The sequence below is a fragment of the Pantoea dispersa genome (assembly GCF_035783935.1).
GTDB lineage: Bacteria > Pseudomonadota > Gammaproteobacteria > Enterobacterales > Enterobacteriaceae > Pantoea > Pantoea dispersa_C.
In genome coordinates this window covers 266,455-287,324 of sequence record NZ_JALKOV010000005.1, presented here as the reverse complement: position 1 = coordinate 287,324, position 20,870 = coordinate 266,455, and the positions used below count along the sequence as shown (strand labels likewise).

The 20,870-nt window shown below is 58.4% G+C and carries 25 protein-coding genes; 16 read left to right on the top strand and 9 right to left on the bottom strand.

Annotation, left to right across the window (positions count from 1 at the left end; all coding sequences use genetic code 11):
* Position 1: 1 nt before the first annotated feature.
* Complete coding sequence (locus MXF20_RS12655) at positions 2 to 355, top strand: gamma-glutamylcyclotransferase (protein WP_325969657.1); 354 nt, start codon at positions 2 to 4, stop codon at positions 353 to 355.
* An 80-nt stretch (positions 356 to 435) separates the two neighbouring features.
* Here MXF20_RS12655 and ppa read toward each other — a convergent pair whose 3' ends face one another.
* From ppa to MXF20_RS12640, 3 genes are all read right to left on the bottom strand, one after another.
* Entirely contained in the window at positions 436 to 966 is a 531-nt protein-coding gene (gene ppa / locus MXF20_RS12650; RefSeq protein ID WP_021509737.1) for an inorganic diphosphatase, read from the bottom strand.
* Between the two features lie 100 nt (positions 967 to 1,066).
* Positions 1,067 to 1,516: a DUF441 domain-containing protein gene (locus tag MXF20_RS12645; RefSeq protein ID WP_021509736.1), complete on the bottom strand. Its 450-nt coding sequence runs from the start codon at positions 1,514 to 1,516 to the stop codon at positions 1,067 to 1,069.
* Positions 1,517 to 1,583: 67 nt separating this feature from the next.
* Entirely contained in the window at positions 1,584 to 1,997 is a 414-nt protein-coding gene (locus MXF20_RS12640; protein WP_325969656.1) for a lysozyme inhibitor LprI family protein, read from the bottom strand.
* Positions 1,998 to 2,169: 172 nt separating this feature from the next.
* Between MXF20_RS12640 and MXF20_RS12635 the strand changes: the two genes are divergently transcribed.
* A complete protein-coding gene (locus tag MXF20_RS12635; protein WP_325969691.1) occupies positions 2,170 to 3,729 on the top strand; it encodes a methyl-accepting chemotaxis protein in 1,560 nt (519 codons plus the stop codon).
* Positions 3,730 to 3,825: 96 nt separating this feature from the next.
* Here the strand turns inward: MXF20_RS12635 and MXF20_RS12630 are convergent, their stop codons facing one another.
* Positions 3,826 to 4,116: a helix-turn-helix transcriptional regulator gene (locus MXF20_RS12630; protein ID WP_325969655.1), complete on the bottom strand. Its 291-nt coding sequence runs from the start codon at positions 4,114 to 4,116 to the stop codon at positions 3,826 to 3,828.
* A 64-nt stretch (positions 4,117 to 4,180) separates the two neighbouring features.
* On the opposite strand from MXF20_RS12630, the gene MXF20_RS12625 reads away from it, so the two are divergent.
* Entirely contained in the window at positions 4,181 to 4,471 is a 291-nt protein-coding gene (locus MXF20_RS12625) for a helix-turn-helix domain-containing protein (protein WP_168715054.1), read from the top strand.
* A 179-nt stretch (positions 4,472 to 4,650) separates the two neighbouring features.
* Here the strand turns inward: MXF20_RS12625 and fbp are convergent, their stop codons facing one another.
* Positions 4,651 to 5,658, bottom strand: a complete 1,008-nt coding sequence (fbp, locus tag MXF20_RS12620; RefSeq protein ID WP_325969654.1) for a class 1 fructose-bisphosphatase — start codon at positions 5,656 to 5,658, stop codon at positions 4,651 to 4,653.
* A gap of 168 nt (positions 5,659 to 5,826) precedes the next feature.
* Between fbp and mpl the strand changes: the two genes are divergently transcribed.
* Positions 5,827 to 7,182, top strand: a complete 1,356-nt coding sequence (mpl, locus tag MXF20_RS12615) for a UDP-N-acetylmuramate:L-alanyl-gamma-D-glutamyl-meso-diaminopimelate ligase (RefSeq protein WP_325969653.1) — start codon at positions 5,827 to 5,829, stop codon at positions 7,180 to 7,182.
* Positions 7,183 to 7,466: 284 nt separating this feature from the next.
* Here mpl and yjgA read toward each other — a convergent pair whose 3' ends face one another.
* A complete protein-coding gene (gene yjgA / locus MXF20_RS12610; RefSeq protein WP_058759857.1) occupies positions 7,467 to 8,009 on the bottom strand; it encodes a ribosome biogenesis factor YjgA in 543 nt (180 codons plus the stop codon).
* A 115-nt stretch (positions 8,010 to 8,124) separates the two neighbouring features.
* On the opposite strand from yjgA, the gene pmbA reads away from it, so the two are divergent.
* The 11 genes from pmbA to MXF20_RS12555 all read left to right on the top strand — a co-directional run bounded on the left by pmbA (position 8,125) and on the right by MXF20_RS12555 (position 17,680).
* Entirely contained in the window at positions 8,125 to 9,465 is a 1,341-nt protein-coding gene (gene pmbA, locus MXF20_RS12605) for a metalloprotease PmbA (RefSeq protein WP_125309929.1), read from the top strand.
* A 72-nt stretch (positions 9,466 to 9,537) separates the two neighbouring features.
* Positions 9,538 to 9,924 (top strand): cytochrome b562, encoded by a 387-nt coding sequence (gene cybC, locus MXF20_RS12600; RefSeq protein WP_058775744.1) that lies wholly within the window; start codon positions 9,538 to 9,540, stop codon positions 9,922 to 9,924.
* A gap of 263 nt (positions 9,925 to 10,187) precedes the next feature.
* Positions 10,188 to 10,526 (top strand): glycine dehydrogenase, encoded by a 339-nt coding sequence (locus MXF20_RS12595; RefSeq protein ID WP_325969652.1) that lies wholly within the window; start codon positions 10,188 to 10,190, stop codon positions 10,524 to 10,526.
* Positions 10,527 to 10,538: 12 nt separating this feature from the next.
* Complete coding sequence (locus tag MXF20_RS12590; RefSeq protein ID WP_325969651.1) at positions 10,539 to 10,901, top strand: SFCGS family glycine-rich protein; 363 nt, start codon at positions 10,539 to 10,541, stop codon at positions 10,899 to 10,901.
* Between the two features lie 2 nt (positions 10,902 to 10,903).
* Positions 10,904 to 11,200, top strand: coding sequence for a DUF4312 family protein (locus tag MXF20_RS12585; protein WP_127834633.1), 297 nt, complete (start codon positions 10,904 to 10,906; stop codon positions 11,198 to 11,200).
* A 25-nt stretch (positions 11,201 to 11,225) separates the two neighbouring features.
* Positions 11,226 to 12,002 carry a DUF4311 domain-containing protein gene (locus tag MXF20_RS12580; RefSeq protein ID WP_125309923.1) on the top strand — a complete coding sequence of 259 codons (777 nt, stop codon included), beginning with the start codon at positions 11,226 to 11,228 and terminating at the stop codon, positions 12,000 to 12,002.
* Between the two features lie 12 nt (positions 12,003 to 12,014).
* Positions 12,015 to 12,662, top strand: coding sequence for a DUF4310 family protein (locus MXF20_RS12575; RefSeq protein ID WP_021509724.1), 648 nt, complete (start codon positions 12,015 to 12,017; stop codon positions 12,660 to 12,662).
* Between the two features lie 110 nt (positions 12,663 to 12,772).
* Positions 12,773 to 13,906, top strand: a complete 1,134-nt coding sequence (locus MXF20_RS12570) for an amidohydrolase/deacetylase family metallohydrolase (RefSeq protein ID WP_325969650.1) — start codon at positions 12,773 to 12,775, stop codon at positions 13,904 to 13,906.
* On the top strand, positions 13,890 to 15,011 hold the full coding sequence (locus MXF20_RS12565) for a DgaE family pyridoxal phosphate-dependent ammonia lyase (protein ID WP_325969649.1): 1,122 nt from the start codon (positions 13,890 to 13,892) through the stop codon (positions 15,009 to 15,011). The genes MXF20_RS12570 and MXF20_RS12565 overlap by 17 nt, the downstream gene beginning before the upstream one ends.
* Positions 15,008 to 15,745 carry a 2-dehydro-3-deoxy-phosphogluconate aldolase gene (gene dagF, locus MXF20_RS12560; RefSeq protein ID WP_058759853.1) on the top strand — a complete coding sequence of 246 codons (738 nt, stop codon included), beginning with the start codon at positions 15,008 to 15,010 and terminating at the stop codon, positions 15,743 to 15,745. The genes MXF20_RS12565 and dagF overlap by 4 nt, the downstream gene beginning before the upstream one ends.
* A 24-nt stretch (positions 15,746 to 15,769) precedes the next feature.
* Positions 15,770 to 17,680: a BglG family transcription antiterminator gene (locus MXF20_RS12555; protein ID WP_325969648.1), complete on the top strand. Its 1,911-nt coding sequence runs from the start codon at positions 15,770 to 15,772 to the stop codon at positions 17,678 to 17,680.
* A 245-nt stretch (positions 17,681 to 17,925) separates the two neighbouring features.
* Here MXF20_RS12555 and MXF20_RS12550 read toward each other — a convergent pair whose 3' ends face one another.
* Positions 17,926 to 18,825, bottom strand: a complete 900-nt coding sequence (locus MXF20_RS12550) for a LysR family transcriptional regulator (protein WP_211725490.1) — start codon at positions 18,823 to 18,825, stop codon at positions 17,926 to 17,928.
* 129 nt (positions 18,826 to 18,954) lie between these two features.
* On the opposite strand from MXF20_RS12550, the gene MXF20_RS12545 reads away from it, so the two are divergent.
* On the top strand, positions 18,955 to 19,656 hold the full coding sequence (locus MXF20_RS12545; protein ID WP_325969647.1) for a pirin family protein: 702 nt from the start codon (positions 18,955 to 18,957) through the stop codon (positions 19,654 to 19,656).
* 31 nt (positions 19,657 to 19,687) lie between these two features.
* Here MXF20_RS12545 and dolP read toward each other — a convergent pair whose 3' ends face one another.
* Positions 19,688 to 20,260 carry a division/outer membrane stress-associated lipid-binding lipoprotein gene (gene dolP / locus MXF20_RS12540; RefSeq protein WP_211725488.1) on the bottom strand — a complete coding sequence of 191 codons (573 nt, stop codon included), beginning with the start codon at positions 20,258 to 20,260 and terminating at the stop codon, positions 19,688 to 19,690.
* A gap of 14 nt (positions 20,261 to 20,274) precedes the next feature.
* On the bottom strand, positions 20,275 to 20,862 hold the full coding sequence (diaA, locus tag MXF20_RS12535; protein WP_021509716.1) for a DnaA initiator-associating protein DiaA: 588 nt from the start codon (positions 20,860 to 20,862) through the stop codon (positions 20,275 to 20,277).
* Between the last annotated feature and the right edge of the window lie 8 nt (positions 20,863 to 20,870).

The window sequence follows — 20,870 nt, the reverse complement described above, 5'->3', positions numbered from 1 at the left end:
AATGCGAATAATTGTCTACGGCAGTTTACGGCGCAAACAGGGAAATAGTCATTGGATGACCAATGCGCAATGGCTCGGCGACCATCAGATTGAAGGGTTTGCGCTCTACAATCTCGGTCACTATCCGGGCGTGGTTGAGGGGGAAGGCACGGTGTTTTGCGAAGTGTATCGCATTGACGCCAGCACCCTCGGCGAACTGGATGCCTTGCGCAGCAAGAACGGCGAGTATAAGCGCCAGCTGATCCAGACGCCTTACGGCAGCGCCTGGCTGTACGTGTATCAGCGTTCGATTGCCGGTCGCACCCGCATCGCGAGTGGCGACTGGTTACGGCGCGATGACGCCGCAGAAGCGTAAATAAAAACACCGCCCAGTGGGCGGTGTTTTTTTATCTGCCGATCGCCATGCAAAGCGATGCGACAGCGCTGACAGAAAACTTATTTCTTCTGTGCGCGCTCGAAAGAGGAGATGATTTCAGCTTTGGCCGCTTCCGCGTTGTCCCAGCCGTCAACCTTCACCCATTTGCCTTTTTCCAGATCTTTGTAGTGCTCGAAGAAGTGGGTGATCTGCGCTTTCAGCAGTTCTGGCAGGTCGTTCACATCTTTAATGTGATCGTATTCTTTGCTCAGCTTGGTGTGCGGAACCGCAACCAGTTTGGCATCTTCACCTGATTCGTCGGTCATCTTCAGCACGCCCACCGGACGGCAGCGAATGACTGAACCTGGCTGCAGCGGATACGGGGTTGGCACCAGCACGTCAACCGGGTCACCATCCAGAGACAGCGTGTGGTTGATGTAACCGTAGTTGCACGGATAGAACATGGCGGTAGACATGAAACGGTCTACAAACAGGGCGCCAGACTCTTTGTCCACTTCATATTTGATCGGATCGGCGTTGGCCGGGATCTCGATGACGACATAGATATCTTCTGGCAGATCTTTACCTGCAGGCACCTGGTTCAAACTCATCTGGCTTTCCTTCATTAGTCGTAAGTTGAGTGACGGCTATTATAGCCAACTGACTCTGAAAGTATGCCCCCTTTTTGGCGTTTCGGAATGGTCCAGCAGGCTACTTCGTGGTGACAAACAGCGACACAATCCCCGCCGCGATCAGCGGCCCGACCGGCACGCCACGGAAGAACGCCACGCCAATCACCGTGCCAATCAGCAAACCGCCAATCACCGACGGCTGCACGCTCATCAGACTGACGCCGCGACCGCCCAGCCAGGCGACAAACACGCCGACAATAATCGCCACAATCGACTGCCAGTTCGCAAAAGACTTCAGCAGCGACGAGGCCGGCAGCGTGCCGCTCGCCAGCGGTGCCATGACGGCCACGGTGAGGATAATGATACCAATCTGGATGCCCTGCTTTTCGACATAGGGAAAGAACTGCGCCAGCGGCGTGAGTTTAATCACCAGCAGGATAAGAATCGAAATGGTAACGGCGCTGTTGTGAACGAAATAGCTGAGGATGGCGAGGCAGATAAGAATCAGGGTCGAGGCGTAGGCAGCCATGGTTTCTCCGTGAATAATGGGCGCGCTGACCTCGGCCAGCGCTGAGCGTGTTTAACGCCCCCATTTATCAACAATCATCAGGATTGGCGCAACTGCCTTTGTTGATTGATTGCAGCATCAGCGCCTGGTTGCGCACCAGACTGACACCCTGCGCGCCGACTGACAGCGCTGCCATGGAGCCCTGACTGCTGAGGAAATAGCTGCGGCTGGCCTCGGTCCAGCTATCGCGATACGCCAGCCAGGCGCGCTGCGCATTGCGCAGTTTGTCTTTGGGCTCACCGGTTAATTTCTTCATCAGCTGGCTATATTGCGCATTCATCTCTTTGTCCCACGCCTTATTGGCCGTGCTGTAGCACTGTGACATGCCGGCGGTGCTGGACTCTTTGTTCAGGCAGTTATCCAGCTGCTGGTCGAGAGGATTTTGCTGTGCCATTGCCACGCTGGACGCGAACAGGCAGGCAAGCGGAAGCCATTTTTTCATCGTTACATTCCTTGCTTTAAGCGCTACGGCCTTCAGTAAATCTGAAGCGTAGATGATCGTAATCAGGTTGACCATCAATCAGGGATAAAGTTTCCGCCGGTCACTGCCGATAATCTCTCCGTTTTAGGGCTACTGGATTCTCCCTTTTTTAAAGCGCACGGGAATTATCATGATCACACAGCTATCTATACGCACGGCTTTACTCTCTCTTCTGGCCTTTATGACGCTGCTGCTGCTGGCAGTGAGCGGTATGGGCATTTACGCCATCAATTCCGGCAACCAGTCACTTGACGCCATTAATCGTATTCAGGGCATTGAACTCAACAGCCTGTATCAGAGCAACGCCGATCTGATGCGCGCGCGCGCCAGCGCCGCGCTGGCGGTGCGCAAAATCGAAATCGGCCTGCTGGATGAGGGCGCCACCGTCACCAAACAGGCGCAGGCGGATGTCGCCAGCTCGCAACGTCATCTGACAGCATTTATTGATGCCGGTACCGTTACCGCGCAGGGCAAAAGCCTCGCCGATGCGGTGGCGGCCGCGTTCAGCGCGTATCAGAAAGGCGCCATGGTGCCGATGATGGATGCGCTGCAGAAGCAGTACACCGATGAGTATTACCAGGTGCTGGAAGGCAATCTGTCGCAGCTGGCAGCCAACTATTCGAAGGCGGTGAACGACTTTAGCCGCTATGCCGACGAGGTCTCCGCCGCGCGCCTGGCCGCAGCGGCGCACAATGAACTGCAGATGAAGATTATGATTGGCGTCGCCGTCGCGCTGACCTTGTTGCTGATTGCGCTGGCTTGGCTGCTGCTGCGCCGCGCGCTGCTGCGTCCGCTGGATGGGGCGATCCAGCATCTGGAGCAGATTGCAGCCGGCGATCTGTCGCAGCCGCTGCCGGCAGCGGCCAATAACGAAATCGGCCGTCTTAACCACGCGCTGGCGGGAATGCAGCTGGCGCTGCGCGAATCGGTCAGCCAGGTGCGTGAAGCCAGCCTGCAGATTGACGTCGGCAGCCGCGAGCTGTCCGCGGGCACGGTGCATTTGTCGCAGCGCACGGAAGAGTCGGCGGCCTCGCTGGAGCAGACTGCCGCCAGCATGGAGCAGCTCACGGCTACCGTCCGGCTTAACGCCAGTAACGCGCAGCAGGCCAATCAGCTGGCCAGTAGCGTGTCCGATACCGCCGACCGCGGCGCGGAAGTGGTGTGCTACGTGATGGAGAAGATGCGTGAGATCACCCACAGCTCCGATCGGATCGCCGATATTCTCAGCGTGATTGACGGCATTGCGTTCCAGACCAACATCCTGGCGCTCAACGCCTCGGTGGAAGCGGCGCGTGCCGGTGAGCAGGGGCGCGGTTTTGCCGTGGTCGCTAACGAAGTGCGCACCCTGGCCGGGCGCAGCGCCAGCGCCGCCAAAGAGATTCGCGAGTTGATCAGCGAATCACAGACGCGGGTCAAAGAGGGCAGCGACATGGCCACGCGCGCTGGCGAAACCATGGATGAGATCTCCAGCGAAGTGATGCGGGTGACCGCGCTGATGAAGGAGATCTCCATCGCGTCCGAAGAGCAGAGCCGCGGCATTGAGCAGGTTAACCAGGCGGTGACGCAGATGGATGAAGCCGCACAGCAAAACGCGGCGCTGGTGGAGCAGGCCAGCGCCGCTACGCAGTCGCTGGAAGCACAGTCACAGCAGTTGCAGGCGTCCATGGCACAGTTCCGCGTGCAGGCAGCATAGTTATGATGTGGTCAGGGATGACCCATCACGCTCCATGCGTTGAGCATCATTGCTGGCGAAGCGACTGGAGATAAGCGGTAATGTAAGCAGTGCGTGTTATTGTGCATCGCCGTTCAGCGCGGCGGGAAACGCCAGAATCATCGCGGCCAGTCGATCATCTTCCGCCAGAAAATACGCCGCCGGCACTTCAAGCACCTGCGCCAGTAATTGCAGCGTTAATAAATCCGGTTTATGCACGCCCAGTTCATAGCGATTAATGCGCGCGCTGGCAGAAAACTCTTCAATCCCTGCGGCAATACCTAATCCTTTCTGCGACAAACCTTTCGCCTGACGCGCTTGTTTCAGGCGTCGACAAAAAGTGTCTTGCAGCGAGGAGGTCGGTTTCATGACTACGAGAATCGTAGATTTAGCGCTTGTCAGATACTACGAGTAACGTAGTATCGTTACGGGAATGGATAAGCGAACTAAGGAGAGTTGCGTGAATAATGCGAAGTCAGACTGGCATCCGGCCGACATCATTGCGGCGCTGCGTAAAAAGGGAACTTCAATGGCGGCGTTATCCCGACAGGCGGGCTTATGTTCCACCACGTTAGCCAATGCGCTGGCGCGTCCGTGGCCGAAAGGGGAATTAATTATTGCCGAAGCAATTGGTATTTCGCCGGCAGAGATTTGGCCGAGTCGTTATTATGCAGAGAACGGAGAATTAATTAATCGTCAGGCAAGAATCAGAAATAAAAAATAATAAAGCCTGCGCGCGGGTGCAATGCCGTTTACGTTGAAATTAATCTCAGTATACCGGTGCGCATGAATGCGCACCCAACATAAACCGTATAATCAACCTGCAGGGTCGCCATTAATGGCGACCGAAAATCATTTACTGGCAGGCATCACACACGCAGGCATGTTAAATACCCGCCTACATTACGCCTGATGTTCGTCCGGGAACTCGCGCATGAAGCGTTCCACATCGTCGACCATCGCATCATTACCGCAGAAGAACGGGCAGCGCTGGTGCAGCGTTTCCGGCTGAATATCAAGGATACGGTTTTTACCGTCGCTGGCTTTACCGCCCGCCTGTTCGGCGAGGAAGGCCATCGGGTTGCACTCATACAGCAGGCGCAGCTTGCCTTTCGGGTGGCTGGCGGTGCTGGGATAGAGATAAATGCCGCCCTTCAGCAGGTTGCGGTGGAAATCCGCCACCAGTGAACCGATGTAGCGCGAGGTGTAAGGGCGCTTCGTTGAGATATCTTCTTCCTGGCAGAACTTCAGGTACTTTTTCACGCCCTGCGGGAAGCGGATGTAGTTCCCTTCGTTGATCGAGTAGGTGTAGCCTTTCTCCGGGAAGGTCATGCGTTCGTGGCTCAGGCAGAACACGCCGAGCGACGGATCGTACGTAAAGGCGTGAACGCCCACGCCGGTGGTGTACACCATCATGGTTGAGGAACCGTACACCACGTAACCTGCGGCAACCTGTTTGTGGCCTGGTTGCATGAAATCGGCTTCAGTGATCGGCGTGCCTGGCTCGCTAATACGATGATAAATCGAGAAAATGGTGCCGACGGAAACGTTAACGTCGATGTTCGAAGAACCATCCAGCGGGTCCATCAATACTACGTACTTACCGTTCTCCGAACCTTCAAAGATGACAAACTCATCTTCTTCTTCGGAAGCAATCCCCGCGACCACACCGCGCGCCTTCAGTGCCGCTTTCAGCTTTTCGTTAGCGAACAGATCCAGCTTCATCTGCTGCTCACCCTGCACGTTCTCTACGCCGCTGGCACCGAGAATATCCACCAGACCCGCTTTGTTGATATCGCGGTGGATGATTTTTGCGCCCAGCTTGATGGAGGAAATCAGCGCCGTCAGTTCACCTGTGGCGTGAGGAAAGTCGTGTTGCTTCTCGACGATGAATTCGCCTAACGTTTTCATAACACATTCCCTGAATCTACGATGGAGTGGCAGCAGCTGTAACAAGCTACCAACGTATGCGTACGCAGTTTAGCCGATTGAACTTCAAAAACCATAGTCCTAATCCGTTTCTTCCCTCCGGACTCGGCGTTACACTGTGCGCCGAACTTTTGAGTAATGGATCTTTTTATGCGCATTCACATCCTCGGGATTTGTGGCACTTTTATGGGCGGACTGGCGATGCTGGCCCGCTCGCTCGGACATGAAGTGACCGGTTCAGATGCCAATGTCTATCCGCCGATGAGCACGCTGCTGCAACAGCAAGGCATTGAATTAACTGAAGGTTACGATGCCTCTCAGCTGGACCCGGCACCGGATCTGGTGATCATTGGCAACGCTATGACGCGCGGCAACCCGTGCGTGGAAGCGGTGCTGGAACGCAACATTCCTTACCTTTCCGGGCCGCAATGGCTGCATGATTTCGTGCTGCGCGATCGCTGGGTGCTGGCGGTGGCCGGTACGCATGGTAAAACCACCACCGCCGGCATGGCAGCGTGGATTCTCGAGGCCTGCGGCCTGGAACCGGGCTTCATTATTGGTGGTGTGCCGGGTAACTTCGACGTATCGGCAAAATTAGGAAAAAGTCCATTCTTCGTCATTGAGGCGGATGAGTACGACTGCGCGTTCTTCGACAAGCGTTCCAAGTTTGTACATTACTGCCCGCGCACCCTGATCCTCAACAACCTTGAGTTCGATCATGCTGACATCTTCGACGATCTGCGGGCGATCCAGAAGCAGTTCCACCATCTGGTGCGCATCGTGCCGGGGCAGGGCAAGATCCTGCTGCCGGAACACGATCACAACATTAAGCAGGTGATGGCGATGGGCTGCTGGAGCGAGCAGGAGAGCGTGGGCGACAACGGCCGCTGGCAGGCGAAGAAGCTGGTGGCGGATGCCTCGCGCTGGGAAGCGTGGCTCGACGGTGAGAAAGTGGCGGAAGTGAACTGGGCGCTGGTCGGCGAACACAACATGCACAACGGCCTGATGGCGATTGCCGCCGCACGTCACGTTGGCGTGAAACCGTGCGATGCCGGTGAGGCGCTGAACAGCTTTATTAACGCGCGTCGTCGCCTCGAGCTACGCGGCGAAGTGAACGCGATTAAGGTGTATGACGATTTCGCCCATCACCCGACGGCGATACTCGCTACGCTGGCGGCGCTGCGCAGTAAGGTCGGCGGCACTGCACGCATTCTGGCGGTGCTTGAACCGCGCTCTAATACTATGAAGATGGGCGTGAGCAAGAACGAACTGGCTCCTTCGTTAGGCCGCGCCGATGAGGTGTTCCTGTTCCAGCCGCACCACATTCCGTGGCAGGTCGCGGACGTTGCGGAAGCCTGCATTCAGCCGGCGCACTGGAGTGCGGACATTGATACGCTGGTGGAGATGGTGGCTAAAGCGGCGCAGCCGGGTGATTCGATTCTGGTGATGAGCAACGGCGGCTTTGGCGGGATTCATCAGAAACTGCTGGAGCGGTTAGGTAAGTAATGCGTGGCCGGTTCAGGCCGGCCTTGGGCAGATAAGGAGTCTACCCTCTAAGGGATCTACCCTCATCCCAGCCTTCTCCCGCAAGCGGGAGAAGGGGCTGCCCGGTGCGGACATCACGCTCAGCGCTCGTCCTCAGCTACCTCAGCGCTCTGCTTCAGCTCCCTCAGCACTCTGCTTCAGCTACCTCAGCACCCTGCTTCTAACCCGGCACTGTACTTTATATCCCCTCTCCCGCTTGCGGGAGAGGGTTAGGGTGAGGGCAAGGGCAACCGTCCGCAGCGGACTTATGCTTCAGCCAGCTCGCGCAGGTACTGGAAAATCTGGCGGGCGGCTTTTGGCGGCTTACTGGCGGCTTTCTCTTTCTGCGCGTTGCGGATCATACTGCGCAACTGCTGACGGTCGGCGTGCGGATAGAGATTCAGCACTTCCGCCACCGCGTCATCGCCCTGCTCGATCAGCCTGTCGCGCAGCTGCTCCAGCTTATGGAACAGCGCAACCTGCTGGTTGTGGCGGTTCTTCAGCTTATCCAGCGCCAGGCGGATTGGCTCTTCGTCGCGCTGACGCAGCATTTTACCAATCAGCTGCAGCTGGCGGCGGCGGCCTTCCTTCTTGATGCGCTGCGCCAGTTCAATGGCGTCACGCAGCTGTTCATCGAGTGGAATCTTGTCCAGGGAGTTTTTCCCCAGATCCACTAATTCGGCGCCCAGGCGTTTCAGCTCCTCGGCATCGCGTTTGATTTCGCTTTTACTGACCCAGATAATCTCTTCGTCTTCTTCTTCCTGATTATCCGGCACATCGTCGAGCCAGTCTTCGGGCTGCTTCGTCATCTGTTGGCTCCCTAAAAAAAGAGGCTAATCCTACCAGTTTATCGGGCGACTGCGAAATTGTTCTCTGAGTCTGATAGACTCAATAAATTCATACTTAAGATTAGACGGCAGGTCGATGAACGTATCTACTCAGGTTGCAGAACAACGTAAAGTGTTAGAACAGGCTGTCGCGCAGGCGCTGGAACTGGCGCAAGCCAGCACCGACGGAGCAGAAGTGGCGGTCACCAAAACCACCGGTATTGGTGTCAGCACCCGCTACGGCGAAGTGGAAAACGTCGAATTCAACAGCGATGGCGCGCTTGGCATCACCGTCTATCATCAAAACCGCAAAGGCAGTGCTTCCTCGACCGATCTCAGCCCGGACGCCATCAAACGCACCGTGCAGGCGGCGATCGACATCGCGCGCTACACCTCGCCGGATCCCTGTGCCGCACCGGCTGAGCGCGATCTGCTGGCGTTCGAGGCACCGGATCTCGATCTCTACCATCCGTGGGAGATCGACGCCGATCGCGCCATTGAGCTGGCTGCCCAGGCCGAGCAGGCTGCGCTGCAGGCTGACAAGCGCATCACCAATACCGAAGGCGGCAGCTTCAACAGCCACGTTGGTATCAAAGTGTTTGGTAACAGCCACGGCATGCTGCAGAGCTACTGCTCCAGCCGGCATTCGCTGTCGAGCTGCGTCATTGCTGAGCACAACGGTGACATGGAGCGCGACTACGCGTACACCATTGGCCGGGCGATGGGCGATCTGCAAAGCGCCGACTGGGTGGGCGCAGAATGCGCGCGCCGCGTACTGTCTCGCCTTTCGCCACGTAAGCTGCCGACCATGAAAGCGCCGGTGCTGTTTGCGCCGGAAGTGGCCACCGGCCTGTTTGGCCATCTGGTGGGCATGATCAGCGGCAGCAGCGTCTACCGCAAATCCACTTTCCTGCTCGACGCGCTGGGTCAGCAGATCCTGCCGTCATGGCTGACGATTGAAGAAAAACCGCATCTGCTGAAAGGGCTGGCCTCTACGCCGTTCGACAGCGAAGGCGTGCGCACCGAAGCGCGCGATATCGTGAAAGATGGCGTGCTGCAGAACTGGCTGCTGACCAGCTATTCAGCGCGTAAACTCGGCCTGCAAAGCACCGGCCATGCGGGCGGCATTCATAACTGGCGCATCGCCGGTCAGGGCCACAGCTTCGACGATCTGGTGAAGCAGATGGGGCGCGGCCTGATCGTCACCGAAATGATGGGATCCAGCGTCAGCGCCATGACCGGCGACTACTCGCGTGGTGCAGCGGGCTTCTGGGTTGAAAACGGTGAAATTCAATACCCTGTGAGCGAGATCACAATTGCGGGCAACCTCAAAGATATGTGGCTCAATATGGTAACGGTCGGTAACGACATTGAAACGCGCAGCAATATACAATGCGGATCGGTGCTGCTGCCGGAGATGAAAATCGCCGGACAATAAAGACATCGCTTGATGAAAGCAGCCCACAGCGGCTGCTTTTTTTTCGCCTGATAATAATTAAAGGAAAACGTTATGCGTAAGCATGTGATTGCAATGTTGTCTTTGTCGTTACTGTTCTCCTCGGCCAGCCTGTTCGCGGCTGACCTGGAGCAGGATATGGATACCCTGAAAGACGGGCTGAGCGTCGTGAAGAAAACCTCTGACGCGCAGGAAATGCACACTGCACTGGGCAAGATGCGGGCTGCGGCGCAGGATGCGAAAAAATCCACGCCGGAGAAACTGGAAGGTCAGGGCGCTGACAGCGCACAGATCAAGGATTACCACGCCGGTCTGGACTCACTGATTGCCCAGATTGATGTCGTCGACCAGCTGGCACAGGCCAATAAGCTGGACGAGGCGAAAACCGAAGCGAAGAAACTGGAAGATATTCGTAACGCCAACCATAAGAAATTCCGCTGATAAACCGGGCCAGCCTGCAGGCTGGCCTTATTCCTGCCGCGGCTTCGCGTCATTCTACTGTTTTCATCCCGCTTTTTACCTCATTTCATGCATTTCGTGAGCGATCTCGCATAGTTCGTGCATCGTGCGATCTGGCGCACAGTCGCCCGTGGGATTTCCACTTTGAGGTGGAAATGTTGCGTCTCCACACCGCCAGGCGGACAGCGTAATTTCTTCTCAACGCGAATTATCTGACATTGTCCGCTGTAAACAGGAGTAACAAGGTGAGGAGTGATGCTGTCCCGCTGAAACCGAGCACGCCGGAGGCAATCCAGGCGCTGGCGGATAAGGTGATGAATCAAATCGCGACGCTGTATGCCGCGCACCACATCGAAGCCAATGCGGTGCAACAGCAAATGCTGGCCTCACACGTCCGCGCGATGGCGGCACGCTCTCTGACCGGAGAGGCGCTGCCGGACGTCGAAGCCGAACTGTTTGAGGACATCTCGCCAGAGACCATGACGCTGGCGCAGCAGGTGGTGGATCTGTTTGGCAATCTGCCTGTCGAAGAAGCCTGGCTGCTGTCGGTGCATATCGAAGTGGCGAAATCGAACGAAGCATGAATTGAGAGAGGAATGAATATGGTAACGGTAGTGATTGGCGATCGTCTGGGTAAAGGACAGAAAGTGGCAGCTGGCGTAGAGAAAGCGGGCGGCCGTGCGGTGGTGGTGCCGGGCGTAGCGGCGGATATGAAGCTGGGCGACGTGATGAAAGCGGAAAACGCCGATTTTGGTATCTCCTTCTGTGGCAGCGGCGGCGCGGGAGCCATCACTGCACAGAACAAGTACGGCTACAAAGCCAAACACGGCATGCGTTCGGTTGACGAAGGGGTAACCGCCATCAACGAGGGCGCGACGGTACTCGGCTTTGGCTTCATGGATAAAGAAGAGCTGGGTGAGCGTCTGGTGCAGGCCTGGAACAAGAAACACGGCAGCTAAGCATGAAACAACAGTATGAGACGCAGGTAACGGTGCAGGGCAAAGGCGACAGCAAAGCAAAAGCCTTCGCCGATGCGCTCAGTAAGGTGCAGCAGCAGGTGCTGCGCACCAGCCAGAAAATTCTGTTGCGCATTGAACCGCTTGATGTGCGGGTGCTGCGCGCGCAGGAAAGCGTAAGGAAGGAGAAGTTTCTGTTCTTCTTCCTCGCGCGTGAACGGCGGAATTACAGCGTAGAGCTGGAGATTACCGTCAGCGTCACTGTGATCGACACCGAGAACGTGACCTTCACAGCAACGTAAGAATAACGACAACAAGGGTAACAATATGTTTTTAATCATTTTGTTTAAGTCGTTGATCATAGGTGGATTAGTCGGCGTGGGCGTTGGAGCGGGCGCGGCGCGCATGTTCCACGCGCCCGTCACGCAGGGGATGGGTGCCTTCCGTACGCTGGGCGAGCTCAACTCCTGCGAGGGCGATCCGGCATCACACTTCTCCTTTGGTCTCGGCTTCTTCTTTAACGCCTGGGCATCCTCCGTTGCCGCGGGCTCCTTCACGCAGGATGTGGATCACCGCATTCTGCCGAACTGGGGCGCGGCCGCACTGATGGTAAAGAACCGCAACGTCGCGGAAACGCTGCATAACCCGAAACGCATGGCGATTGCCTGCGGCATCATCGGCATGATCGTGGTGGCTTTCCTCAACAGTACCGCTTCCGCCGTCCCGGCAGCGCTGCAGGTGACCGCGGTGAAAGTGCTGGTACCGGCGGCGAATCTGCTGGTGAACACCGTCATGCCGGTGATCTTCTGGCTGGCCGCCATCGATGCCGGCAAGAAATCGGGCTTCTGGGCGACCATTTTTGGTGGTCTGGCGCAGCTGATCATGGGCAACGCCGTACCGGGTCTGGTGCTGGGCATTCTGATTGGTAAAGGCGTGGAAGAGAGCGGCTGGAACAAGGTCACCAAAGTGATGATGGCTGCGATTGTCCTGTTGTTTGTGCTGAGCGGCTTCTTCCGTGGCTTCGATCTGAAACTGCTGCAATCCTTCCAGCTCGGCATCCCTGGCTGGCTCGACATGATCCACAACAGCCTGAGCGGCAAATAAGGAGCCTTCAGCATGAACGAGAACGAAAACAAAGGGTTCTGGTACGCCGACTGGTCTTTCCCGCTGTTTGTCGGCCTGCTCTCCTCCGGCGTGTTCGCCGGAACGCACATGTACTACCTGTACGGCATCGGTGCCTTTAACGAAGTGGCGTTTGTTTCGATGCTGCGCTCCGGTATGGAAACCGGCGTGTACGGCGCGGTGGCGGCGTTTGGTGCCAGCTTCCTGTTTGCGCGCATTATTGAAGGCTCGCTGGTGGGGATTCTGGATATCGGCGGCGCGATTCAGACCGGCGTCGGCCTCGGCGTACCGGCGCTGCTGCTGGGAGCCGGTATCGTGTTTCCGGTGGCCAACTTTGCCGCTTCGCTGGCAACCGGGCTGGTGATTGGCGTGGCGATTGGCTACGTGATTATCCTCGCGCGCAAATTCACCATCAACCAGAGCGATTCTACCTACGGCGCGGACGTAATGATGGGGGCTGGTAATGCGTCCGGTCGCTTCCTTGGTCCGCTGATTATTCTGTCTGCCATGGCCGCGTCGATTCCTATTGGCCTCGGTTCGCTGGTTGGCGCGCTGCTGTTTTACCTGTGGAACAAGCCGATTACCGGCGGCGCGATTCTCGGTGCCATGGTGCTTGGCGCTATCTTCCCGGTTTCGCTTTGATGTGTGCGGTCGCCATGAATGGCGACCCTACAAAGGCCTGATACTACGCAAGCGTTTGAGTAAAGCATTGATTGTAGGGTGCGCATTCATGCGCACCATGAGGAGTAAGCATGTTTGATCTGATTCTGCGCCGCGCGCGTCTGTGTGACGAACAGCTGGTGGATATCGCGATTCGTGCCGGCAAAATCGCGGCGGTCGGTACGGTGGACGGCGCAGCGCAACAGGAACGCGATCTCGGCGGGCGCTACTACGTCAGCGCCGGCTGGATTGACAGCCACGTACACTGCTATCCCAAATCGCCGATTTACCACGACGAAGCCGACGCGATTGGCGTGGCGCAGGGCGTCACCACCGTGGTGGATGCGGGCAGCACCGGTGCCGATCACATCGACGACTTTTATCAGCTGACGCGCAGCGCGAAGACCGACGTGCGCGCGCTAATCAACGTCTCGCGCACCGGCATCGTCACGCAGAACGAGCTGGCCGACATGGCGCAGATCGACGGCGAAGCGGTGGTGCAGGCGGTACAGCGTCGTCCGGACTTTATCGTTGGCCTGAAGGCGCGCATGAGCAGCAGCGTGGTCGGCGACAACGGCATTCAGCCGCTGGTGCGCGCCAAAGCCATTCAGCAGGCGGCGGGCAACCTGCCGCTGATGGTGCACATCGGTAACAACCCGCCGGTGCTGGAAGAGATCGCCGCGCTGCTCACTACCGGCGACATCATCACCCACTGCTTTAACGGCAAGCCGAACCGCATTCTGTCGCCACAGGGCGAGCTGAAAGCGGCGGTAAAGCAGGCGATCGCGCGCGGCGTGAAGCTGGATATCGGCCACGGCAGCGCCAGCTTCAGTTTTGCGGTGGCGCGCGAGGCGATTGCCCAGGGCATTCTGCCGGACACCATCAGCTCCGATATCTACTGCCGCAACCGCATCAACGGCCCGGTGCACAGCCTGGCGCACGTGATGTCGAAATTCTTCTCTATCGGCATGACGCTGCCGCAGGTGATCGCCTGCGTCACCGTCAATGCCGCAGCAGGTCTGCGTCTGGCCGGCAAAGGGCATCTGACCGCCGGTTATGACGCCGATCTGACCATTTTTACCGTCAAAGAGGAAGCCCGCCCGTTCGTCGATGCTGAAGGCGAACGGGTCACGGGTGAGCAACATTTGCTGCCGCTGGCCGTGGTGATCGCGGGCCAGTGGCATCTGACTGAGGAAGGGAAAGCGCATCATGTCTTCGATTTATGAGAAATATGACCTGAAACAGGTGATCAACGCCTCCGGCCGCATGACCATTCTCGGCGTGTCGACGCCGTCCGCCGATGTGGTGGACACCGTCAGCTATGGCCTCAATCACTACTTTGAGATCAAAGATCTGGTCAATAAAACCGGTGCCTACATCGCGCGTCTGCTGGAAGTCGAAAACGCGGTGGTGGTGTCCTGCGCCTCGGCCGGTATTGCCCAGTGCGTGGCGGCGGTGATCGTCAAAGATAACGACTGGCTGCTGGATAACCTGCACGCCGCGCCGCTCAGCGTGCCACACGACATCGTGGTGCCGAAAGGCCATAACGTGAATTACGGTGCGCCGGTGGGCAGCATGGTGGCGCTGGGCGGTGGACGCCTGATTGAAGCCGGTTACAGCAATGAGTGCTCGCCGGAGCAGCTGGCGGCAGCCATCACGCCGACCACCGCGGCGCTGCTGTACGTCAAGTCGCATCACTGTGTGCAGAAAAGCCATCTCAGCGTCGAACAGGCGGCGGTGGTCGCGCGCAAACACGGCATTCCGCTGATTGTCGATGCGGCGGCCGAAGAGGATTTGCAGTGCTATTACCAGATGGGCGCAGACCTGGTGATCTACAGCGGTGCCAAAGCGATTGAAGGGCCAACCAGCGGCCTGGTGATCGGCCGCAGCCAGTACGTCGAATGGGTAAAACGCCAGAGCAACGGCATTGGCCGCGCGATGAAAGTCGGTAAAGAGGGCATTCTCGGTCTGACTCAGGCGATTGAAAACTATCTGCTGCAGAGCAAAACCAGCGGCGCCGACATGGTGGCGAAGATGACGCCGTTTATCGATAACCTCAACACGCTGCACGGCGTCAGCGCGCGCGTGGTGTGGGATGCCGCCGGTCGTGACATCGCCCGTGCTGAGATCAAATTTGATGAAGCGGTGACGGGCTGGCCGACCGGCGAGCTGGTACAGGCGCTGAAAAACGGCGACATCGCCATCTACTTCCGCGGCTATAAAGCCAACGAAGGCATTATCGAAGCGGATGTGCGCAGCGTCAGCGCGGAACAGCTGCACATCATCTTTAGCCGCATCCAGGCGCTGCTCAGCGGAGGAAAACGCGCATGAATCTTAACCCCAACTTCTATCAGGGCCGCCTGTGCCTCAACGTGCTGGCCGGTTCGAAGCAGAATGCGCAGGCGATCTGGCAGGCGGCAGAAGGGCATGTGCTGGTCGGCGTTTTATCTAAGAACTATGCCTCCAATGAGGCCGCGATCGCCGATATGCGCGAGTACGCGGCGCTGATTGATAATGCGCTGTCGGTCGGGCTGGGCGCGGGCGATCCGAATCAGTCGGCGATGGTCAGTGAAATCTCGGCGGAACTGCAGCCGCAGCACGTCAATCAGGTCTTCACCGGCGTGGCCACCAGCCGCGCGCTGCTCGGACAGTCACACACCATTGTGAACGGTCTGGTTTCACCAACCGGCACGCCGGGCAAGGTGAAAATCTCCACCGGTCCGCGCAGTTCGCAGGCGGCGGACGGCATCGTGCCGATCGCCACGGCGATTGCCATGCTGCAGGATATGGGCGGCAGTTCGGTGAAGTATTTCCCGATGGGCGGCCTGAACGCGGTGGAGGAGTATCGCGCGGTGGCGGACGCCTGTGCGCGCCATGATTTCTGGCTGGAGCCGACCGGCGGTATCGATCTCAGTAATTTCGAAGAGATCGTGCGGATTGCCCTTGAGGCCGGGGTCAGCAAAGTCATCCCACACGTTTACAGCTCGATCATTGATAGCGCCAGCGGCGACACGCGCATTGACGATGTGCGTCAGCTTCTGGCAACGTGCAAGAAACTGCTGTAACAAATGAGTAACAGGTGAGGCTCCGTGAGATTTCCCAATCAGCGTTTAGCTCAACTCTTCGCGGCGCTGCAAAGCGAAACGCTGCCACAGGATGAGCTGGCGCGGCGTTTTTCCGTTTCAACGCGCACGGTGCGCACCGACATCACCGCGCTCAACGCGCTGCTGGAACAGCACGGTGCCCAGTTCGTGCTGGCGCGCGGCGCGGGCTATCAGTTAAAAATCGATGACGCGGCGCGCTTCGGCCGCCTGCAGCAGGAGAGTGCGGCACCGCTGCGGGTGCCGCGCACCTCGCAGGATCGGGTGCGCTATTTGCTGAGCCGCTTTCTCACCGCTGCGTATTCGCTCAAGCTGGAAGATCTGTCGGAAGAGTGGTTCGTCAGCCGCGCCACGCTGCAGAGCGACATGGCGGAAGTGCGCGAGTGGCTGGGCCGCTATCATCTCAACATCGAAACCAAGCCGCGCTACGGTATGAAACTGTTTGGCAGCGAGGCGGCGATTCGCACCTGCCTGACCGATCTGCTGTGGCAAATCGACCAGCAGACGCCGGACAGCCCGCTGCTGACGGTCGAGGCGCTGCACAGCGGCATGCTGGCGCAGCTGCAGCCGCTGCTGGCGCAATGCTTCACGCAGCATGCGATTCGCCTCAGCGATGAGGGCGAGCGCTATCTGCTGATTTACTGCGCGGTGGCGGTGCGCCGCATCAGCGAAGGCTTCCCGCTCAGCGATCCCGGCGCGGAGGATGTCGGCGAGGAGATACGCGAGGCGGCGCACGATCTGGTTAATCTGATGCGTCCGCTGGTGGGTAAAGGCATCTCGCAGGCCGAAGAGAACTGGCTGCGCGTTAATATTGCGGCGCGGCAGATTCAGGCGCTGGCCCCCAGCACCATCAACGCCGATGACGCGGATGCGCTGGTGGATTACCTGCTTAACTACATCAACACCCATTACAACTACCGGCTGCAGCAGGATGAGCAGCTGCGCGCCGATCTGCTCACGCACATCAAAACCATGATCACCCGCGTGCGCTACCAGATTCACATCCCCAATCCGCTACTGAGTAACATCAAGCAGCACTATCCGATGGCCTACGATGTGACGCTGGCGGCCGTCACCAGCTGGGGCAAATACACGCCGTATACCATTAGCGAGAACGAGATTGGCTTTCTGGTGCTACACATTGGCGTCGGGCTGGAGCGACATTATGATGTCGGCTATCAGCGACATCCGCAGGTGTTGCTGGTTTGCGACAGCGGCAACTCCACGCTGCGCATGATCGAGGCGCTGCTGCTGCGCAAATACCCGCAGCTGGTAGTGACGGCGCGGCTGTCGCAGCGTGACTACGAGGTGCGTGCGCACATTGATGAAGATTTTGTCATTTCTACCGCGCGGCTCAGCGAGAAGAACAAGCCGGTAGTGATGATGTCGCCGTTCCCTACGGAGTTTCAGCTGGAACAGCTCGGCAAGCTGGTGCTGGTGGATCGCACCCGGCCTTACATGCTGGAGAAGTACTTCGACGCGCAGCATTTCATGGTGCTCGACCGGCCGATGAGCCAGTCGGCGCTGTTCCGCCTGCTGTGCGATCGGCTGGAGGCGGAGGGCTATGTTGACGCTGATTTTTATCCTTCGGTCGAAGAGCGTGAAGCGATTGTCAGTACCATGCTGGGCGAAGGGATTGCGCTGCCGCACTCGCTGGGATTACTGGCCAGAAAAACCGTGGTCTATACCGTGCTGGCACCGCACGGCGTGAGCTGGGGCGATGAGACGGCTTCGGTGATTTTTTTGCTGGCGATCAGTAAGAGCGAATATGAGGAGGCGATGGCGATTTACGATCTGTTTGTCACCTTCCTGCGCGAAAGGGCGGTGACAAGATTGCGCGACTGCGCTGATTTCGTCAGCTTTAAAGCGGTGGCGATGGATTGTCTGAGCCGGTTGTGATGGGGATGGGTGCGGTTTTCCCCTCACCCTAACCCTCTCCCGCAAGCGGGCGAGGGGACCGATCCAGCGGTGTGTGAGTTCAGGGGCTGATCCTCAGCTTCCTTCTCAAATCACTCTCTCCCGCATGTGGGGACCGATTCAGCGGTGTGTGAGTAGATTTCCTCTTAAAAGCGTGTCCGGACGGCTCCCTCTCCCGCGTGCGGGAGAGGGCTGGGGTGAGGGCGAAGGGCCGCCAGCCCACGAAATCACCCGCGTTTCGCCAGCAGTTTCGGAATCTCACGCAGACACCAGGCTTTGGCTTCACCCATGCTATCGCGGCGCCACGCCATAATTATATCCACCTCACGGGTATACTCGGCGCTGACGACGCGCAGGCGACCTTCAGCGATATCTTTCTCCACCATCGGATAAGGCATGGTCGCTACGCCCAGTCCCGCCAGCAGCGCGCGGCGTTTATCATCCATGCTGCTGACCGTCAGGCGCTGCTGTTTGTCCAGCAGCTGCACCGTCAACACCGGACGTTCGCGCGCGGTGTCCGCCACGGCGATGCCGCGATACTTAACGCGCGTGACTTCGGACAGCGGCTCGGCTTCCTGGTGAATCGGGTGATCCGGACTGGCAACATACACGCTCATAATGCTGTACAGCTTGCGCGTGTTGATTTCGGTGGAGGCGCGAAAGTGCAAATCCGGCGCGATCACGATGTCGGCGCGGCCCTGCTCCAGTCGCTCCCACGCGCCAGCCAGCACTTCGGTGACCAGCGAGATCTGCGTATTGGCTTTCTCGGAAAGCTTCTCCACCAGCGGGAACAGCAGTTCGCTTGGGATCAGCGCTTCGGCCACAATGGTGAGATGGGTTTCCCAGCCGCGCGCCAGCGCTTCGGCATCGGTGGTAAGTTTGTCGGCGGCTTCCAGCAGCACGCGGCCGCGCTCCAGCAGCATGCGCCCGACATTGGTGAACTTGGTGCGATGGCCGGAGCGGTCAAACAGCACCACATCCAGCTCCTCTTCCAGCTTCTGCATGGTGTAGCTCAGCGCCGATGGCACGCGTCCCAGCTCGTCGGCCGCCGCGGCGAAGCTGCCGCGCCGGTCAATCGCGTCCATCACACGTAAAGCTTCCAGGGTTAACGCGCGCTCTTTAGCCATGCCGACTCTCTGTCAGTAAATTTGAATATGCCAGGCAGATTAACTGGCTAACAATCCGGCGTCCAGCCTTTTACCATTGATGGATAAAGCCTGTGGTGGATTCTCACCGCAGTGCGTCGGAGGTAAAGCATGATGACAACCCGCTGCGCGTCCGCATGTGGCCAGGCCGATTTCGGTTGGTTGCAGGCGCGCTATAGCTTCTCATTTGGCCACTATTTTGATCCCAAACTGATGGGCTACGCCTCGCTGCGCGTACTGAACCAGGAAGTGCTGGCACCTGGCGCGGCGTTTCAGCCGCGCACCTATCCGCAGGTGGATGTGCTCAACCTGGTGCTGCAGGGCGAAGCCGAATACCGCGACAGCGAAGGTAATCACCTGGTAGCGCGGGAGGGCGAGGCGATGCTGCTGTCGGCCCGTCAGGGTGTCAATTACAGCGAACACAATATCAGTAAGGATCGTCCACTGACGCGTATGCAGCTGTGGCTGGCCGCCTGTCCGGAACGGGAAAACCCGCTGCTGCAGAAACGCGCGCTGCCGCAGCAAACCCATCTGCTGATTGCATCACCGGATGGCGCGGACGGCAGTTTACAGCTGCGCCAGCAGGTATGGGTACATCAGGTCACGCTGGCACCGGGCGAGCAATACAGCCTGGCGTTGCACGGGCCGCGCGCCTATCTGCAGTCGATTCACGGTGCGCTAGAGGTACGGGCCAGCAGTGCGCATCAGGAACAGCTGCGCTGCGGTGATGGGGCGTTTGTCAGTGAAGAGGCGCAGATTACGCTGCAGGCACAAACGCCGCTGCGTGCGCTGGTGATTGATATTCCGGTATAAAAAAAGGCGGCCATGCTGGCCGCCGATGGGATTACTTCAGAATCGTAAAGGCAGTGGTGACGTGCTTCACGCCGCTGACGCGGCTGGCGATATCCGCTGCCGCCGTCGCTTCCTGCTGCGTCACCAGGCCGAGCAGGAACACTTCCCCATTCTCGGTGGTCACTTTCACGTTGGACGATTTCACCTGATCGCTGCCCAGCAGCTGCGAGCGGATTTTGGTGGTGATCCAGGTATCCGACGAAGACGTGCCGAGGCTCACTTTCTGTCCGGTGCGGATTTCGTTATACACCTCTGTCGCGCCATCCACGCCCATGGCGATCTGTTTCGCCCGGCTGGCGAGATCGGCTGACGGTGACTGACCGGTCAGCAGCACTTTGCCCTGATAGGCGGTCACGACCACGCGCGCCTGATTTTTGATCTGCTCATCTTTTGCCAGCGCGTTAGTGACGCGCAGCTCCAGCGTGCCGTCATCAACCTGCGTGCCGACGGTGCGCGGGTCGGTGGCGGTTTTGGTGGCGACCGCAGCGCCGCCGGCGACAACCGCCACGCAGCCCTGCAGCAGCATGGCGGTTAACAGAATGGCGATAGCGTTCAATGCTTTCATTTGAGCTCCTTCAGTCATTCCTGGTGTGGGAACAAGGTGTTATCAATCAAATCGCACAGGCAGTTCAGCGTCAGCATATGCATCTCCTGAATGCGTGCGCTGCGATGTGACGGAATGCGAATTTCCACATCGTGCGGACCGAGCAGGCCCGCCAGCTCACCGCCGTCGTGGCCAGTCAGCGCGACGATAGTCATATCGCGGGTAACCGCAGCTTCCACCGCTTTAACGATATCGCGGGTGTTGCCACGGGTGGAGATGGCCAGCAGAACGTCGCCGGCCTGACCAAGCGCACGAACCTGCTTGGCGTAAATTTCGTCGTGCAAACGATCGTTACCGATTGCCGTCAGCATCACATTGTCCGCACTCAGCGCCAGCGCCGGCAGGCTGGGACGCTCAGTCTCAAAACGGTTGATCATGCTGGCGGCAAAATGCTGGGCGTTGGCTGCCGAAGCGCCGTTACCGCAGCTGAGGATTTTGTTGCCGTTCAGCAGTGACTGCACCAGCGTCATCGCGGCGCGGGAAATCGCATCCGGCAGCGCTTCGGCTGCGGCGATTTGCGTCTGAATACTTTCGGTAAAACACGCTTTAATTCTGTCCTGCACAAGACCAC

Excerpts from the sequence above, each read along its gene's own strand:
- MXF20_RS12590 (WP_325969651.1), top strand. The coding sequence starts at position 10,539 with ATGAATATGGTAACGGTAGTGATTGGCGATCGTCTGGGTAAAGGACAG.
- MXF20_RS12570 (WP_325969650.1), top strand. The coding sequence starts at position 12,773 with ATGTTTGATCTGATTCTGCGCCGCGCGCGTCTGTGTGACGAACAGCTG.
- MXF20_RS12630 (WP_325969655.1), bottom strand. The coding sequence starts at position 4,116 with ATGAAACCGACCTCCTCGCTGCAAGACACTTTTTGTCGACGCCTGAAA.
- mpl (WP_325969653.1), top strand. The coding sequence starts at position 5,827 with ATGCGCATTCACATCCTCGGGATTTGTGGCACTTTTATGGGCGGACTG.
- MXF20_RS12565 (WP_325969649.1), top strand. The coding sequence starts at position 13,890 with ATGTCTTCGATTTATGAGAAATATGACCTGAAACAGGTGATCAACGCC.
- MXF20_RS12655 (WP_325969657.1), top strand. The coding sequence starts at position 2 with ATGCGAATAATTGTCTACGGCAGTTTACGGCGCAAACAGGGAAATAGT.
- MXF20_RS12585 (WP_127834633.1), top strand. The coding sequence starts at position 10,904 with ATGAAACAACAGTATGAGACGCAGGTAACGGTGCAGGGCAAAGGCGAC.
- MXF20_RS12640 (WP_325969656.1), bottom strand. The coding sequence starts at position 1,997 with ATGAAAAAATGGCTTCCGCTTGCCTGCCTGTTCGCGTCCAGCGTGGCA.
- cybC (WP_058775744.1), top strand. The coding sequence starts at position 9,538 with ATGCGTAAGCATGTGATTGCAATGTTGTCTTTGTCGTTACTGTTCTCC.
- MXF20_RS12645 (WP_021509736.1), bottom strand. The coding sequence starts at position 1,516 with ATGGCTGCCTACGCCTCGACCCTGATTCTTATCTGCCTCGCCATCCTC.
- yjgA (WP_058759857.1), bottom strand. The coding sequence starts at position 8,009 with ATGACGAAGCAGCCCGAAGACTGGCTCGACGATGTGCCGGATAATCAG.
- dolP (WP_211725488.1), bottom strand. The coding sequence starts at position 20,260 with ATGAAAGCATTGAACGCTATCGCCATTCTGTTAACCGCCATGCTGCTG.
- MXF20_RS12580 (WP_125309923.1), top strand. The coding sequence starts at position 11,226 with ATGTTTTTAATCATTTTGTTTAAGTCGTTGATCATAGGTGGATTAGTC.
- MXF20_RS12625 (WP_168715054.1), top strand. The coding sequence starts at position 4,181 with ATGGATAAGCGAACTAAGGAGAGTTGCGTGAATAATGCGAAGTCAGAC.
- MXF20_RS12550 (WP_211725490.1), bottom strand. The coding sequence starts at position 18,825 with ATGGCTAAAGAGCGCGCGTTAACCCTGGAAGCTTTACGTGTGATGGAC.
- MXF20_RS12575 (WP_021509724.1), top strand. The coding sequence starts at position 12,015 with ATGAACGAGAACGAAAACAAAGGGTTCTGGTACGCCGACTGGTCTTTC.
- dagF (WP_058759853.1), top strand. The coding sequence starts at position 15,008 with ATGAATCTTAACCCCAACTTCTATCAGGGCCGCCTGTGCCTCAACGTG.
- fbp (WP_325969654.1), bottom strand. The coding sequence starts at position 5,658 with ATGAAAACGTTAGGCGAATTCATCGTCGAGAAGCAACACGACTTTCCT.
- ppa (WP_021509737.1), bottom strand. The coding sequence starts at position 966 with ATGAGTTTGAACCAGGTGCCTGCAGGTAAAGATCTGCCAGAAGATATC.
- pmbA (WP_125309929.1), top strand. The coding sequence starts at position 8,125 with ATGAACGTATCTACTCAGGTTGCAGAACAACGTAAAGTGTTAGAACAG.
- MXF20_RS12545 (WP_325969647.1), top strand. The coding sequence starts at position 18,955 with ATGATGACAACCCGCTGCGCGTCCGCATGTGGCCAGGCCGATTTCGGT.